The 14,645-nt window shown below is 63.9% G+C and carries 13 protein-coding genes and 1 tRNA gene; 8 read left to right on the top strand and 6 right to left on the bottom strand.

Going from position 1 to position 14,645, the window contains the following annotated elements; translation table 11 throughout:
* Positions 1 to 11: 11 nt before the first annotated feature.
* The 6 genes from C446_RS05175 to gcvPB all read left to right on the top strand — a co-directional run bounded on the left by C446_RS05175 (position 12) and on the right by gcvPB (position 8,068).
* A complete protein-coding gene (locus C446_RS05175) occupies positions 12 to 872 on the top strand; it encodes a sulfite exporter TauE/SafE family protein (RefSeq protein ID WP_006672017.1) in 861 nt (286 codons plus the stop codon).
* Positions 872 to 3,379: a heavy metal translocating P-type ATPase gene (locus C446_RS05170; protein ID WP_006672016.1), complete on the top strand. Its 2,508-nt coding sequence runs from the start codon at positions 872 to 874 to the stop codon at positions 3,377 to 3,379. The genes C446_RS05175 and C446_RS05170 overlap by 1 nt, the downstream gene beginning before the upstream one ends.
* A 202-nt stretch (positions 3,380 to 3,581) precedes the next feature.
* On the top strand, positions 3,582 to 4,925 hold the full coding sequence (locus C446_RS05165) for an AI-2E family transporter (RefSeq protein ID WP_006672015.1): 1,344 nt from the start codon (positions 3,582 to 3,584) through the stop codon (positions 4,923 to 4,925).
* 91 nt (positions 4,926 to 5,016) lie between these two features.
* Positions 5,017 to 5,238, top strand: a complete 222-nt coding sequence (locus tag C446_RS05160; RefSeq protein WP_006672014.1) for a hypothetical protein — start codon at positions 5,017 to 5,019, stop codon at positions 5,236 to 5,238.
* Positions 5,235 to 6,584 (top strand): aminomethyl-transferring glycine dehydrogenase subunit GcvPA, encoded by a 1,350-nt coding sequence (gene gcvPA, locus C446_RS05155; RefSeq protein ID WP_006672013.1) that lies wholly within the window; start codon positions 5,235 to 5,237, stop codon positions 6,582 to 6,584. The genes C446_RS05160 and gcvPA overlap by 4 nt, the downstream gene beginning before the upstream one ends.
* Positions 6,581 to 8,068, top strand: a complete 1,488-nt coding sequence (gene gcvPB, locus C446_RS05150; RefSeq protein ID WP_006672012.1) for an aminomethyl-transferring glycine dehydrogenase subunit GcvPB — start codon at positions 6,581 to 6,583, stop codon at positions 8,066 to 8,068. Before gcvPA ends, gcvPB begins: the two co-directional genes overlap by 4 nt.
* A gap of 191 nt (positions 8,069 to 8,259) precedes the next feature.
* Here gcvPB and C446_RS05145 read toward each other — a convergent pair whose 3' ends face one another.
* Both C446_RS05145 and C446_RS19270 read right to left on the bottom strand, forming a co-directional pair.
* Complete coding sequence (locus tag C446_RS05145; protein ID WP_006672011.1) at positions 8,260 to 10,158, bottom strand: NAD(+)/NADH kinase; 1,899 nt, start codon at positions 10,156 to 10,158, stop codon at positions 8,260 to 8,262.
* A 287-nt stretch (positions 10,159 to 10,445) separates the two neighbouring features.
* Positions 10,446 to 10,622 (bottom strand): DUF7838 family putative zinc beta-ribbon protein, encoded by a 177-nt coding sequence (locus C446_RS19270; protein ID WP_006672010.1) that lies wholly within the window; start codon positions 10,620 to 10,622, stop codon positions 10,446 to 10,448.
* 175 nt (positions 10,623 to 10,797) lie between these two features.
* Between C446_RS19270 and C446_RS05140 the strand changes: the two genes are divergently transcribed.
* The gene (locus C446_RS05140; RefSeq protein WP_006672009.1) at positions 10,798 to 11,337 is read left to right on the top strand and encodes a cob(I)yrinic acid a,c-diamide adenosyltransferase; all 540 of its coding nucleotides are present in this window, start codon (positions 10,798 to 10,800) and stop codon (positions 11,335 to 11,337) included.
* A gap of 188 nt (positions 11,338 to 11,525) precedes the next feature.
* Here C446_RS05140 and C446_RS20780 read toward each other — a convergent pair whose 3' ends face one another.
* Both C446_RS20780 and C446_RS05130 read right to left on the bottom strand, forming a co-directional pair.
* Complete coding sequence (locus tag C446_RS20780; RefSeq protein ID WP_006672008.1) at positions 11,526 to 11,858, bottom strand: DUF7344 domain-containing protein; 333 nt, start codon at positions 11,856 to 11,858, stop codon at positions 11,526 to 11,528.
* A 56-nt stretch (positions 11,859 to 11,914) separates the two neighbouring features.
* Positions 11,915 to 12,565: a helix-turn-helix domain-containing protein gene (locus C446_RS05130; RefSeq protein WP_006672007.1), complete on the bottom strand. Its 651-nt coding sequence runs from the start codon at positions 12,563 to 12,565 to the stop codon at positions 11,915 to 11,917.
* 367 nt (positions 12,566 to 12,932) lie between these two features.
* Here C446_RS05130 and C446_RS05125 point away from each other — a divergent pair.
* Positions 12,933 to 13,007, top strand: a tRNA-Val gene (locus C446_RS05125).
* A gap of 498 nt (positions 13,008 to 13,505) precedes the next feature.
* Here the strand turns inward: C446_RS05125 and C446_RS05120 are convergent.
* Both C446_RS05120 and C446_RS05115 read right to left on the bottom strand, forming a co-directional pair.
* Entirely contained in the window at positions 13,506 to 14,069 is a 564-nt protein-coding gene (locus C446_RS05120) for a transposase (protein WP_083861073.1), read from the bottom strand.
* The gene (locus C446_RS05115; RefSeq protein ID WP_006672005.1) at positions 14,066 to 14,575 is read right to left on the bottom strand and encodes an IS630 family transposase; all 510 of its coding nucleotides are present in this window, start codon (positions 14,573 to 14,575) and stop codon (positions 14,066 to 14,068) included. The genes C446_RS05120 and C446_RS05115 overlap by 4 nt, the downstream gene beginning before the upstream one ends.
* Between the last annotated feature and the right edge of the window lie 70 nt (positions 14,576 to 14,645).

Genomic DNA, 14,645 nt, shown 5'->3' with positions numbered 1-14,645 from the left:
TCGAGTCACACATGGATCCGCTCACGCTCCTCGGAATCGACGTTCTGTTGTTCTTCGTCATCGGCCTGTTGGCCGGTGCTCACTGTATCGGGATGTGCGGGCCGCTCGTGACGGTGTATGCGAGCCGGATGGACGGCGAGGGCGGGACACGAGCGGACGGGTCCGGAGCCACGGACGGCGTCGGGACGACCGGCTCGGGGCGAACGGGGCATCTCACGACCTACGAGGTCCGCCAACACGCTCTCTTCAACCTCGGCCGCACGGCCAGCTACACTCTTCTGGGTGCCTTCTTCGGCGCACTCGGCGGGCTGTTGTTCCTGACGGCGTCGGAGCTGACTCCGCTCGTCGACGTCGCGAGGGGTGCCGTTGGACTGATCGTCGGCGCGTTCGTGATCGCCACCGGCGTCTACTACCTGCTTGGGCGGACGACCGGCGGCATCCAGCTGCCGGGGCTCGCTCGGATCACCGGCTGGCTCACGTCCCGCGTCGATCGGCTCGCGAACGGGCCGGGGATCGTTGGACTGGGTGCGATGCACGGGTTACTCCCCTGTCCCGTCCTCTACCCCGCCTTCCTCTATGCGTTCGCGACTGGGTCGCCCGCGAGCGGGGCGCTCGCGCTCGCGGCGCTGGGACTTGGAACAGTGCCGGCCGTGTTCGCCTACGGGACGGTCATCGAAGCCGTCGACGTCGCCCACCGGCGACGGATTCATCGGCTACTCGGGCTCGCATTCGTCGTGCTCGGCTACGTCCTGTTCGCTCACGGCCTGATGGCACTTGGCGTCCCTGTCCCCCACCCCGAGTTGCCGTTCTACGACGGGATCGAGGTGCCCGGTCTCGAGGGTGAGGGCGGACACGGTCACGACCACCACTAATGACGGACGAGACGACGACACGGACCGACGGCTGTACGCTCTGTGACCTCCCGGTAGAGGGAAGCGGTGTCACTGCCGACGGGAACGCCTTCTGTTGTGTCGGCTGCCGAGAGGTCTTCGACGCGCTCGGCGATGTCGACGACGTCGACCCAACGGACGTTCGTCGTCGGACGGACGCCGACAACGAGGACACCGACCAGCACACCGCCGACGTTCCAGACCACCACGAGGCGACCTACCTCGAGGTCGACGGGATGTACTGTGCGACCTGCGAGGCGTTTATCGAATCGGTCGCTACGGAGACCGACGGCGTCAGCGCGGCCAACTCGAGTTACGTCACGGACACGGTGCGGATCGACCACGATCCCGAGATGGTCTCGGTCGACGACCTCCGGGATGTCATCAGCGGGCTGGGGTACAGCGCCTACGACCGTGAGGATACGTTTAGCCGACGCCAGGCGGCCAACTGGGAGATGGCCCGAATCGCCGTCGGCGTCCTGATGGGGATGATGGTGATGCTCCAGTATCTGGTCATCATCTACCCGACCTACTTTGGCGGGCTCTTCTACGACGAACATACCTACGAGTTCTTCCAGGAAACGCTCGCGAGCGACCTCGCGACGCCGTTCTATCTGATGATCGCGGCGCTCACGACGGTCATCCTGGTGGTGACGGGCAAACCGATCCTGCAGGGAGCGTACGTCGCCATCACGACACGGACGCCGAACATGGACCTGCTTGTCACGATCGCGGCGCTCAGCGCGTACGTCTACAGTACGCTCTCGATCGTCGTCGGCGAGCCGGAGCTGTACTACGACGTGACCGTCGCCATCGTCGTGGTCGTCTCGGTCGGGAACTACTACGAGTCCGAACTCAAACGCGAGGCGACCGAGCGACTCTCCGATCTGACGACGGTCCAGGTCGACGACGCCCGTCGCGTACGCGAGGACGACGACCACGAGGAGGTAGCACTCGCGGACCTCGAGCCGGGCGACCGGGTGCTCGTTCGGACCGGCGAGCGGGTGCCGATCGACGGCGAGATCGTCGACGGCGCGGCCGCGATCGACGAGGCGGTCGTCACCGGCGAGTCGCTGCCAGTCACGAAGGAAAGCGGCGACGAGGTCGTCGGCGGCTCGTTGGTCTCGGATGGGGTAGTGACGGTTCGGGTCGGCGAGGACGCGACGAGCACGCTCGATCGGATTACCGAACTCGTCTGGGACCTCCAGAGCGGGACCAGCGGAATTCAGAAGCTCGCGGACAAACTCGCGACGATCTTCGTCCCGGTGGTGCTCGTCCTCGCGGTCGTCGTCACGGCGCTTTATCTCGTCACGGGGTCCGGCATCGCGACGGCGCTGCTTGTCGGCCTCACGGTACTGATCGTCTCCTGTCCGTGCGCACTGGGACTTGCCACGCCGCTTGCCGTCGCGGCGGGAATCCGGGACGCGCTGCAAAACTCGATCGTCGTCTTCGACGATACCGTCTTCGAGCGAATCCGCAACGCCGACACCGTGGTCTTCGACAAGACCGGGACGCTGACCACCGGCGAGATGACTCTCGTCGACGCCGACTGCGACGACGACTTGCTCGAGCGCGCGGCGCTGCTCGAGCGTCGGTCGGCTCACCCGGTCGGGCAGGCTATCGCTGCGGTGCAGCCGGTCGCCGACGGCGGGACGGTCGAGACAGGGACGGCGTCGAGTGGGGACTCGAGTGGGGCCGGTGACGGTGATGGCGACGGTGACAGTGACGGTGACGCCGATATGGAAACCGACCGAATCGACACCTTCGAGAGCCACCGTAACGGCGTCTCGGGAGTCGTCGATGGCGAAGAACTCCTCGTCGGCCACCCCGACCTGTTCCGGGATTGGGGCTGGGACGTGCCCGACGCCGTCGCAGACCGAATCGACGACGCCCGCGAGACGGGACAGGTCCCCGTCGCGGTCGGACGGAACGGGCGCGCCGAGGGCACGATCGTCGTCGGCGATGAGCTCCGCGAGGAGTGGGACGAGACGCTGGCAGCGGTCTCCGACGCCGACCTCGAGGTCGTCGTCCTCACCGGCGACGACCCGCGTGCAGCCGACCGATTCCGCGACGACGACGCTATCGATCGAGTCTTCGCGGGTGTCCCGCCCGAAGGGAAAGCCGAAACCGTCGACCGACTCAAGCAGCGTGGCCGAACCGTCATGGTCGGCGACGGCACCAACGACGCCCCGGCGCTTGCAGCCGCCGACCTGGGGGTCTCGCTGGGCGGCGGTACTGCGATGGCCGCCGACGCGGCCGACGTCGCGCTGGTCGACGATGACCTCACGTCCGTCGAGACGGTGTTCGAACTCGCCCGGGCCACCGACCGCCGCGTAAAGGGCAACATCGGCTGGGCGTTCTTCTACAACGCGGTGGCGATTCCGCTGGCCGTGACCGGGCTACTCAACCCGCTGTTCGCGGCACTCGCCATGGGCGCGAGCAGTCTCCTGGTCGTCACGAACTCCTCGCGAGCGCTGCTCGAGGACTGATACTACTGGCCGTCAGGACACACCCGATCGCGTCTCGAGTCCGATCGGTGTGTGAGTCCGTTGTCCGGCACCACGAGACGGACAGGGACATGACCGTCGTCTCTGTGCTGGCTCTATCGATCCCGCCTGTCGTGACCGATTCACGTCACCGCGAGTGAAAACCGGCAACGGAGTCATTGGGGTGGGTCTCGTATCCCGTTCCATGAGTGATCGTCCCAGCCCCTCGTCCTGGGACCTCGAGCGACCGGTCCTCGGCGCACTCGCGCTCGTGAGCGTCGTTCTCGCGGCGCTCGTCGTGTTGCCTTACATCCAGTACGTCTTGCTGGGTGTCGTCCTCGCGTACGTTCTGCAGCCGGCCCAGCACCGACTCGAGGAGTTGCTCCGGCCGATGTTCGCCGCCGCCGTTCTCGTCGGCGTCGCGGTTCTCGCGATCTTGCTGCCGATCGCGTACGTCCTGGCGATCGCCTTCCGGGAAGCCCTCGAGGTGGTCTCGGCGGTCCAGGAGGGTAGCCTCGACGTGGCGGAGATCGAGTCTCGACTCGAGGCGACGGGCTATACCGTCGACCTCGTCGAGATGTACGAGACGTACCAGGAACCGATCGCGACGGGGGTACAGGGGCTGGCGACGAGCGGACTCGAGATCGTCGGCGGGCTGCCGGGCATCCTCATCGGACTGACGGTGACGCTGTTCGTGTTGTTCGCGCTCTTGCGGGACGGCGGACGACTGATCGGGTGGATTCGGAACGTCGTCCCGGTCGAGGACGAGATCCAACGGGAGCTGTTGTCGGAACTCGATCAGCTGATGTGGGCGTCGGTCGTCGGCAACGTCGCCGTAGCGGCGATCCAGGCGATCGCGCTCGGGATCGGGCTCGCCGTGCTCGACCTGCCGGCGGTCGTTTTCCTGTCGGTCGTGACCTTCGTCTTCGCGTTGCTCCCGCTGATCGGCGCGTTCGGGGTGTGGGTTCCGATCTCGGTGTATCTGATCGTCACCGGGCAGTTCTTCCCGGCGGCGGCGCTCGTCGTCTACGGCTCGATCGTCAGCGCGTCCGATACGTACCTTCGGCCGGCGCTTATCGGCCGCACCAGCGCGTTCAACTCGGCGATCGTAGTCGTCGGTATCTTCGGTGGGATCGTCGCCTTCGGGGCGGTCGGACTGTTCGTCGGGCCCGTCGTCCTCGGGGGCGCGAAGATCGCGATCGACGTCTACGCCAGGGAGCGGGACGCGGCACTCGGAGCGACTGCGGGGGAGGACGGACGGCGACCGATGCCACTCGTCGGGATTAGCGCGGCCGAGACCGGCCGACGGTCCGGCAGCCGCGTGGATCGCGACCCCAACCCCGACCCCGACCCCGACACTGACCCCGGCGGCGGTTCCGATCCTGCTGGAGGCGAACCGGAGGGCGGAGGCAGTGGTGAAGACGATACCCCGTCGAGAACGACGGTCGACGTGCCGGTCGCCGGCGACGAGGGCGGCGATTCCGACGGAGACGATTCGGTCGACGCCGCAGAAACCGACCGTTCGGACGCTCGACCGGACGACCGATAACGAACCCGCAACCTGACGGCCGCGGAAACTGCCCGAACGCTCCGCCGGAACGGGTGCGTTAATTACCCCCTGGCCGTTACCTTCGCATATCGTGTCTCGAATCGATACCCGCGTTCGGTGCGGGCGGGGAGGAACGACCGCGGTCAGCGACGAGCCGGCGGCTGACACCGGCGACGGGAGGATCGAACCCGCTCGAGGGGGCGGCGCGCGCGACGGGACGGGCACACCCGTCGGCGGGCACTCGGGCGGCGAGGCGGAGCGAAACCCAGACACGGACGCGAACGAGAACGCGAACGCTGATTACGACCAATGACCGGATCAGACCTACACTCACAGGCGGCGGGGAGTCCATACGCTCCCCACACGGACGAGGAACGCACCGCGATGCTCGAGGCGATCGGTGCCGAGAGCGTCGAGCAACTGTTCGACATTCCGGAACCGGTCCAGTTCGACGGCGAGTTCGGGATCGACGCCCGAAGCGAACGCGAGACCAGAGCCCTGGTACGATCGATTCTCGAGCGCAACGACGACCTCACGGAACTGCTCGGCCGGGGCCACTACGGCTACTACGTCCCGTCGCTGGTCGACCACCTCGCGGACCGATCGGAGTTTTTGACCTCGTACACGCAGTACCAGCCCGAGGTCTCTCAGGGGTTCCTCCAGGTCCTGTTCGAGTACCAGTCGCTGTTGGTCGAACTCACCGGTCTCGAGATTGCCAACTGTTCGATGTACGACGCCGCGACGGCCCTTGGGGAGGCTGCGACGCTCGCCGACCGTGTCCGGTCGGTCAGCGGATCGCGCGTGCTCGTGCCCGATCTCCTCCGAGAGGGGCGACGTAGCACACTCGAGAACTACGTCGCAGGCACCGACCTCGTCGTCGAGGAGTACCCGACCGAAGACGGTGGAGTCGACTACGAAGCACTCGAGGAGGCCGCCGGGGAGGAGACCGTGATGATCTACGCCGAGAACCCCACGGTTCGGGGGACGATCGAGGAGCGACTCGGTGAGATCGGCGATCTCGCGACGGAAACCGACGCACTGTTCGTGCTGGGCTCGGACCCGGTCGCGCTGTCGCTGCTCCAACGTCCCGTCGATGTCGGCGCGGACGTCGTCGTCGGCGACGCGAGCGTGCTGGGTCTGCCGACGAGCTACGGGATGGGGCTGGGGCTTTTCGCTTGTCGAGAGGACTACCTCCGGCAAGTTCCCGGTCGCCTGGTCGGTGCAAGCGAGGACGCGACCGATCGCCGGGCGTACACGCTGACGCTCCAGACCCGCGAACAGCACATTCGTCGCGAGCGGGCGACGAGTAACATCTGTACGAACCAGGCCTGGGTCGCCTTGCGAACGGCGATGCACGCCGCCTCGCTCGGCCCCAGCGGCATGGTCGAACTCGCGAAACGCGGGGTACGTCGCGCCGAGACTCTCGCCGAGCGTATCGACGAGCTACCGGGCGTCGAAGCGCCGATCCACGACCGGCGACACGTCCGGGAGTTCGTCGCCCGCGTCGACGGGTCGGCACAGGCGATCGTCGCCGATCTCGAGGAGCGTGGGTACGCAGTCCACGCCCTCGGCGACCACGAACTCCAGATTTGCGTCGCGGGTGTGAGCGACGAGGAGATCGACGGGTTCGTCGAGGCGTTCTCGGAGGTGGGACGATGAGCGGACCCAGTACCGGAGCCGACGGCGATGCGAACGACCGAGCACGCTACGACCAGGCCCGCTACGTCGAGGGCGACCAGTACGAGCCGCTGCTCTCGGAGAAGGACCTGACCCGAGTCGAGATCGACGACGAAGACGACGATTCGCCGTTACCCGACGATCTCACCCGAGACTCCGTCGAACTCCCGGAGCTCTCCGAGCCCGAACTCGTCCGCCACTACACGCGACTCTCCCAGATGATCTACGGGATCGATAGCGGTCCGTACCCGCTGGGGTCGTGTACGATGAAGTACAATCCCAAGTTCACCGAGGACGTGGCGGCGCTGTCGTCTGGCGCGGTCCACCCCGACCGCTCCGAGTCGTCCGTTCAGGGCACTCTCGAGCTTATGTACCGGCTGCAGGACTACCTGGGCCGGATCGGTGGCATGGACGCCGTCACGCTCCAGCCGCCGGCAGGCGCAGCCGGCGAGTTCGTCGGCATCCGCATCGCAGCGGCCTACCACGAGCACAACGGCGAGGGCCACCGCGACGAAGTTATCGTCCCCGAAAGCGCACACGGGACCAACTTCGCGACCGCCGCCCTCGGGGGCTACGACGTCGTCTCGTTGCCAAGTAACGACGAGGGGCGAGTCGATCTCGAGGCACTCGAGGCCGCACTCTCCGAGGATACGGCGGCGCTGATGCTGACGAACCCGAACACGCTCGGCCTCTTCGAGCGCGATATCGAGGAGATCGCCGAGATGGTCCACGACGTGGGCGGGCTACTGTACTACGACGGCGCGAACCTGAACGCCCTGCTCGGACGTGCCCGGCCCGGCGACATGGGCTTCGACGTGATGCACTACAACGTCCACAAGACGTTCGCGACGCCACACGGTGGCGGCGGTCCCGGTGCCGGGCCGGTCGGCGTCGTCGACGAACTCGCGCCGTTCCTGCCCGCGCCGCGGGTTCGTGCAGGCGACGGCGACGCGGGCTACGAGCTGTTCGATCCCGACCACACGATCGGCAAGGTTCACGGCTACCAGGGCAACTGGCTCGTGTTGGTCAAGACCTTCGCCTATATCGCTCGCCTCGGCGACGAGGGACTGCTCGATGCCAGCGCCAAGGCGGTACTCAACGCGAACTACCTCGCGAATCGGATCGACTACGAGGTGCCCTACGAGCCGTTCCACCACGAGTTCGTCGCCAGCGCGGGCGAGCAAGACGCCGCCGACGTCGCAAAGCGGATGCTCGACTACGGCGTCCATCCGCCCACGACAAAGTGGCCCGAGATCGTCCCCGAGGCGCTGATGACCGAGCCGACCGAAGTCGAGAGCAAGGACACCCTCGACCGGCTCGCCGCGGCGTTCAACGCCGTCGCCGAGGACGACGACGAGACCCTCGAGGCCGCCCCGGAACGGACGACTGCCCGCCGGATCGACCAGACCAGCGCGGCCCGGAGCCCGCGACTGTCCTGGCAGGCGCTCGGCGAGGACGAGTCGTAACGACTCTTCGAGCGACGGCTCGAGCTGTCGCTCGAGGTCAGGATGCTCGCGCTCGAGTCGACCGCGAAACGGTCGGACATCAGACGAGTTCGCAAACGAATCGCGACACAGACGGTTCGCTGTAGGTCAGTTCCGGTGCAACCACGATCGCGGTCCAAGCGGTTTACACCGGAATATCGCAGCAATCCGTCTCAGTCGTCGGCGTCGATATCGGCCCCCTGATCCGAACTCGGCGGACTCGAGTCCGAATCGTCGTTTGCCCTGCGACCCGCTTCGAGATGCTCGAGCAGCGCCGGATGAAGCGGTCCGTTCGAGCCCAGCAGCGCCGCGCGGCCGTCGTCCGCGAGGGTGAGTTCGAACGGCTCCCCACGTTCGTCGGTGATCGTCGCGCCGGCGGCACGAGCGATCACCAGCCCGGCCGCGACGTCCCACGGGTGGGTGTCGTGTTCCCAGGTGGCGTCGGCGCTGCCGCTCGCGAGATAACAGAGGTTGAGCGCCGCCGATCCCAGCCGGCGGACGCCGCGGGACTTCTGGTAGAACTGCGAGAGGAACGAGCCATCCGGGTCGTACCCCGAGATGAGCATGCTCTCTCTGAGTCGATCCCGGTCGGTCGTTTCGATCGGATCGCCGTTGCGCCGAGCTTCCCGACCCGCGATCGCACTGAACACCTCGTCGGTTTCGGGGACGTAGACGACACCGACCACGGGCTCGCCCTCCTCGAGAAGTGCGATAGACACGGAGTAGTTGGGGTTGCCGTGCGCGAAGTTGCCGGTCCCATCGAGAGGATCGACGACCCAGGTGTAGCCGTCCGCGGCGACCGGTGGACGGTCGTCGTCGGCCGGCGATTCGGGGGCGGAGTCGGTCGAGTGATCCCAGGGTGGTCCCTCTTCCGAGAGAATTCGGTGGTCGGGAAACTCGTTTCTGATGACCGTCGTGATGATCCGATCGGCCTGGTGGTCGGCCTCAGTGACGAGATCGGACTTGTCGGTTTTGACAGTGATCGTCTCGACCTGCCCGTGGAGTTCTCGGAGCGGCTCGCCCGCGGCCTCTGCGGCTTCCGTGGCGATCGTGAGCGCACGCTTCCGAACGTCCTCGTCGTCTCCGGCCTCGTCGTCTCCGCTCACGGAGGCCGAAAACGGCCCCTCGTTCGGTGCGGGACCGGAGCCAGCTGCGACTTCGAGGCGACGATCGAAGTCCGATTCCGCGCTTACGGGTGGCCCAGGGTCGGGGTCGGGATCACGGATGTCCCAGCCGAGCTTTTCGGAGATCGCCGAAAAGAAGTGATCGTCGTAGCTCGTCCGGACGACGTGTGCGAGCTGGTCGGCCCCCGTTACGCGCACCTCACTGCCACTCTCGAGGGTCGTGTGCGAACGGCCGCCGTCGACCAGCAGGCTCGCCTCGCCGCGAGTGACGAGCCGCAGTTCCGTCGACGGCGAGACGATGACGGGCCGAACGCCGAGTTTGTGGGTGTGCAGCGGCACCAACTGGAGCGTGTGATTGTTCACCGGGTAGTGGATCGGCCCGTTGGCCGACAGCGATATCCCCGTCGATCCGGTCGGCGTCGCGACCGCGATGCCGGTCCCCTCGAACTCGCCGACGTACTCGTCGTCGGCGTACACGTCGAGCGTGGTAATCTTTCGATCGATCGGGTCCTCCGGCGGGACGTGCTCGAGCATGACATCGTTGATCCCGGTCGCCTCGATACCGGGCGCATCGACGGCCACCTGCTGGCGACTGTCGACCTCGGCCCGGCCGCGGATCACCTCGTCCAGGGCTGCCTCGAGATCTTCGGGCTCGACGCGAGAGAGAAAGGCGAGCGTGCCGGTGTTGATACCCAGTTGCGGGACGTTCCGCGGCGCGAACGTCTTGATCCCCTCGAGGAAGGTCCCGTCGCCGCCGATCGTCACGCCCAGTGTGGCCCGGTTCTCGTCGTAGACGTCGGCGATGTCCTCACCCACGTCGACCGTCGCGAGGTCGATCCCGCGGTCGGTGGTCCAGGCCTCGAGTTGAGCGAGGGCGGCCGCGCTGTCCTCACCCGGGCTGACGATCGCGACGATCGCGTCCGTCGTCGCGAGTCTCCGTCCTTGCATCGGTTCTCGAGTCCCGGTAGGAACGCCGGCACAAAGGGTGTTGGTGTTCGGTAGTGGGTTACGGTCAGAGTCACGATCACGGTCACGGTCGGCCAAGCGAGCAGTCCGGACGAAGCCGCCGACAAACCGGAGAAGAACGGGAAAGGGAGGAGAATCGAAGGTAGCCGTCGAATCACGCCCACACGGACGGTCGGCCGTCGACGCGGGGCTCGGGCGAGCGAGAGCCCGTGAAACCGAAGATGCGACCGCGACCGCAATCGTTCAGAGACGACGGTGCTCAGTGGGTCTCAGGCTTCCGCGGCGCTCGTGTCGACTGCAGTGTCGTTGTCGCTGATGCGAACGAATCCGTAGTCACACTCCGGGCAGTGCCACTTGATCTTCTCCCCGAGGTGCAGAGTCGTACTCGCCGCGCGGTAGAACGTCCGCTCTTCCCCGCAATCGGGGCAGTGATGATCGAGTTCCATGGCTCTACGCGAGGATTTCGGACCGAGCGGTTTTACGTTTTCGTCATCGACCGCAGTCCGCGGCCGGAATCGACGATCGACCGTCGCGACACTCGAGCCTCGAGCGTGTCTGTCAGTCGGGGCTGGCTTCCCGATAGGGATTAAGTGTATTCCCCCCGTCGACCCTGACACTGACATGTCGATCTACACCGGCCGCGGCGACGACGGTGACACGGACCTGCGGGACATGAGTCGCGTTTCGAAGACCGACCCTCGTATCGAGGCCTACGGCACGGTCGACGAACTCAACGCCCTGATCGGGACCGTTCGACCGACGGGGTACGACGATGTCGACGAGCGGTTGCGAACGATCCAGAACCACCTCCACGTCGTCCAGGCGGAGTTCGCCAACCCCGATTCCGATGCCGACGAGGACGCCCCGACGATCGAGACCGAGCACGTCGAAACCGTCGAGGCCTGGATCGACGACTGCGACGAAGAACTCGAGCCGCTGACCTCGTTTATCCTCCCGACGGGGAGTGAACGTGGTGCGCGATTACACCACGCTCGAGCGGTCTGTCGGCGGGCGGAACGACGAGCCGTCGACCTCGCGGAGAACGAGGAGATCAACGAACTCGCCGTCCAGTACCTGAACCGCCTCTCGGACGGGCTCTTTACCTTCGCACGGTTGGTCAACCAGCGCGACGGCGAGACGGAAGAACAGCCCCAGTACTGATACTACTGGCCAACAGTCAGGACACACCCGATCGCGTTTCGACGCCCGTCCCGGAAGGCGACGGCGTCTCGAGTACGATCGGTATGTGCACTTTTGTCCGCCAGTATGAGGCGAAAAAGAAGAGTCGAACGGGGGTCGGAGTTATACGACGTGCGGGGCGAAAACCCACGGCTTCAGCCGTGGGTAGCTCAGACAGCTTCGACCGAACCTTCCGGGGTTGCCTCGAGAACCGACTCGACTACCTCAAGATTGTGGCTCGGTTCGATACGATCCGTCTGCTGGTCGTACTCGATGACGTTGGCGTCGTCTAGCAGCGGGAGATGAACGTGGATGAGACTGATCTCGAGCCGCTGTTTCGACGCCGGCTGTGGGGCAGACATAGACAGTTCCTCGGAGAGTTGTATCACGAGGTCTCCGGTCGTGATACATGTTTGTTCCCGTGCGAGATACTCACAGACTTTTCGACGTCGATAGTCCGCCAACGCTTCGAACAGCGTATCGATAGTTTCAGGACGTGACATCCGTACGAATTTCCGACAGTGATTTCCGTAAGGGCGGGCCCTTGCAGATCAGGCTTTCAAGTGCGACCGTCCGGAAACACCACCTCGAGCAACGTCGATACCGCACGGCGCAGTCGTTCGGACACCGATTGTGAGGTGATCCCCAGTCGATTCCCGAGTTCGGTTTGGGTGATTCCCCGCGGAACCTCGAAATAGCCGGCCTCGTACGCCAGCGACAGCGCTTCCCGCTGACTCGGAGAAAGCATCGCTTCCACGCCCGTCTCTTCGCTCCGACCCTCCTGCAACGACAGCAGCGTGAACGAACACCCGTTATCGACGTACTGTCGTCGATACGTGACGAGCGTCGAGCGATCGGGAAACTGCATTCGAACGCGCCACCCGTCGTTCGTGCCACGGGCCTCGAGCAAGACGACGCCATCCTCGTTCCACCGCGGAAACGTCGACTTTCGACGCCCCGCTTCGGTGAAATCGATCCGGTAGAAGTCCCGATTTTCCCCCGTTGCCATTTTATCGAACGCCGCGACGGTTGTGTCCCCCTCGAGAGCGTCCTCGAACCGATCGCAGTCGACACCGGAGACCCAACACAGCAGTCGAACCGTCCCATCACTGGTGAGGTATTGTGCCTCGTGTTGGAGCAAGATGTCGGGAAACTCGGCCAGGGTACTGTGGAGTACCGTAGCGGAAACGACGTACCTGGCAACTAGCATACCTAATCCATTACCCCCTTTCTTTATCCCGCGACTGTGGGGTTATGATCGTCTCGAAAGAGCGTCAGTTCCTCACAACAATGAGGTTCCACGGTCATCGCAGCAGGAATCTGTCGGCCAATGGGGTTGCTGACCGCTCGAGATGCGGTCTCTAGAGGCGATCTGCGGGGGGACGCTCTCGTCCGACGGGGGCGAGCGTGGTGTCGTTCCGGCCGGTGGCGGGTCGTTTCGATACTGGTAGAGCCGCGTGTCGGAAGCACGGAACGACTCGATCTCGGTCGTGGACGGGTGTCACTGCTGGAGCGATAGATTCCGCCCGACCAGCGAAAGGAAGTCTTAAGTCGAACGCGCGGGTACGATCGTCTGCGGGTTGGTGATCTAGTCCGGTTATGATACCTCCTTCACACGGAGGAAGTCGGCAGTTCAAATCTGCCCCAACCCACTCGCTCACTTCGTTCGCGAGAGTTCACGGACAGTGCGAAAGTGTTTATCCGCGAACTAGTATTGACGGTCTGGATACCATCAGGTCCCTTGTCTGAGAACATCACTGTTGTACGGTCGTACAAAGGTTCCACGGAACGACGGTTGTACCGACGATTTCTTACAAGCGGGAAGCATGGACGAGGAGAGAAATATATCCGCCTTAGAAACAAAGTGTAGAGCCAACGACCATCCCTGCTGATTCTCCTCTTCCATGATATACTATGGAATATTCACTGATATATTATTTGAATTGAATTGTAGTCAATCAACATATCCTAACGCTCTCAGATTCTCTTCAATAGCATCTTCAGTTACCTCTGTAGCCCTTACTGGTTCCTCTGATAGTGTTTAGGTCGAATCTTTACCGGTAAGAGACGGCCAAATGTTTGGTTCGTTGATCGTGTTCACTCCTCGTGAGATGTAGTCTTTCAGCGCCGAGAGATCAGGGACNTAGTGTTTAGGTCGAATCTTTACCGGTAAGAGACGGCCAAATGTTTGGTTCGTTGATCGTGTTCACTCCTCGTGAGATGTAGTCTTTCAGCGCCGAGAGATCAGGGACAAGTCGGTACTTGAACCACTCTTGGAGCTGGTCCCAACAGCCTTCGACGGCGTTCAGTTCGGGGAGTTTTGACGGAAAGTACCAGACTTCGAGATCGTCCCCGCGCACGCACGAGACCGAACTGTCTCCGACAGTTTCGGTCTCGCGCTCACCACTCACGTGCTCCCAGAGATCCTTCGCATAGAAGTAGCCTGCTCGGTCTAAAAACACCACTAACTCGTCACCGAACCGTTCGGTCAACGCTTCTAACAGCCGAATCCCGTGGTGGCGTGTGAGGTTCTCTTCTGTCCAGCTGTAGAAGCTGTCACCGTCGTCGGTGACAGCGCCCAGCACTGTCACCGACTTCCACGACGTTGCAACCTCTATTGTCGGACTTGAACCAATCGGGTACCAACCACGTCGCTGAACGGTCCCGACGTGCTTGGTGAACTGATCGACAACAACGACGGTTTTCTCGGTCAGTTCGGCTCGTTTTTTTCAACTGTCTCTTGGAACTCGGCCTTCTCCTCTGGGTCAGCTTCGTGATGGCGAGGCCGCGCTGTCCGCAAGGACAGCCCGGCCTCTTTCAGCAAGTCGTACGCGTAGGTTTCGTGGTACTCAACGCCGTACTCCTCTTTGACGTGATGAAGCAAGAGTTTCGCTGACCACGCTTGCTGGTCGTAGCCGAGTTCGGTCGGTGGCTGTTGCAGCTGCTCGAACAGTTGCTTACGGTCTTCACCCTCAATTTTTGCTGGCCCTCCTGGTCGAGGAGCGTCGTAAGGTGCCTGCTCGATCGGTTCTTCTTCGAACCGATCGAGCCAATTACGAATCGTTTTCTCGACAACACCGTGGCGGGCAGCCAGCGTATCAAGTTGATCGCCTTGCTTGCGCCCAATCGCCGCGAGAACACGTTCTCGTGGCTTCCCTTCGTCGATCTGGTCCTTTAGCTCGTAGAGTTCCTCGAGTGTGATGTCATCGAGCCGTCCCATTACCACTTCCAGCGTCTCTACAGGTAAAGCACTTCCCTAGACACTANGTAGAGTTCCTCGAGTGTGATGT

The sequence above is a fragment of the Halobiforma nitratireducens JCM 10879 genome (genome assembly GCF_000337895.1).
Lineage (GTDB): Archaea > Halobacteriota > Halobacteria > Halobacteriales > Natrialbaceae > Natronobacterium > Natronobacterium nitratireducens.
Note: the sequence above shows the minus strand (reverse complement) of the source record. Positions and strands in the feature narration are given on the sequence as shown.

Excerpts from the sequence above, each read along its gene's own strand:
- C446_RS05130 (WP_006672007.1), bottom strand. The coding sequence starts at position 12,565 with ATGCTAGTTGCCAGGTACGTCGTTTCCGCTACGGTACTCCACAGTACC.
- C446_RS05175 (WP_006672017.1), top strand. The coding sequence starts at position 12 with ATGGATCCGCTCACGCTCCTCGGAATCGACGTTCTGTTGTTCTTCGTC.
- gcvPA (WP_006672013.1), top strand. The coding sequence starts at position 5,235 with ATGACCGGATCAGACCTACACTCACAGGCGGCGGGGAGTCCATACGCT.
- C446_RS05140 (WP_006672009.1), top strand. The coding sequence starts at position 10,798 with ATGTCGATCTACACCGGCCGCGGCGACGACGGTGACACGGACCTGCGG.
- C446_RS19270 (WP_006672010.1), bottom strand. The coding sequence starts at position 10,622 with ATGGAACTCGATCATCACTGCCCCGATTGCGGGGAAGAGCGGACGTTC.
- C446_RS05145 (WP_006672011.1), bottom strand. The coding sequence starts at position 10,158 with ATGCAAGGACGGAGACTCGCGACGACGGACGCGATCGTCGCGATCGTC.
- C446_RS05170 (WP_006672016.1), top strand. The coding sequence starts at position 872 with ATGACGGACGAGACGACGACACGGACCGACGGCTGTACGCTCTGTGAC.
- gcvPB (WP_006672012.1), top strand. The coding sequence starts at position 6,581 with ATGAGCGGACCCAGTACCGGAGCCGACGGCGATGCGAACGACCGAGCA.
- C446_RS05165 (WP_006672015.1), top strand. The coding sequence starts at position 3,582 with ATGAGTGATCGTCCCAGCCCCTCGTCCTGGGACCTCGAGCGACCGGTC.
- C446_RS05115 (WP_006672005.1), bottom strand. The coding sequence starts at position 14,575 with ATGGGACGGCTCGATGACATCACACTCGAGGAACTCTACGAGCTAAAG.
- C446_RS20780 (WP_006672008.1), bottom strand. The coding sequence starts at position 11,858 with ATGTCACGTCCTGAAACTATCGATACGCTGTTCGAAGCGTTGGCGGAC.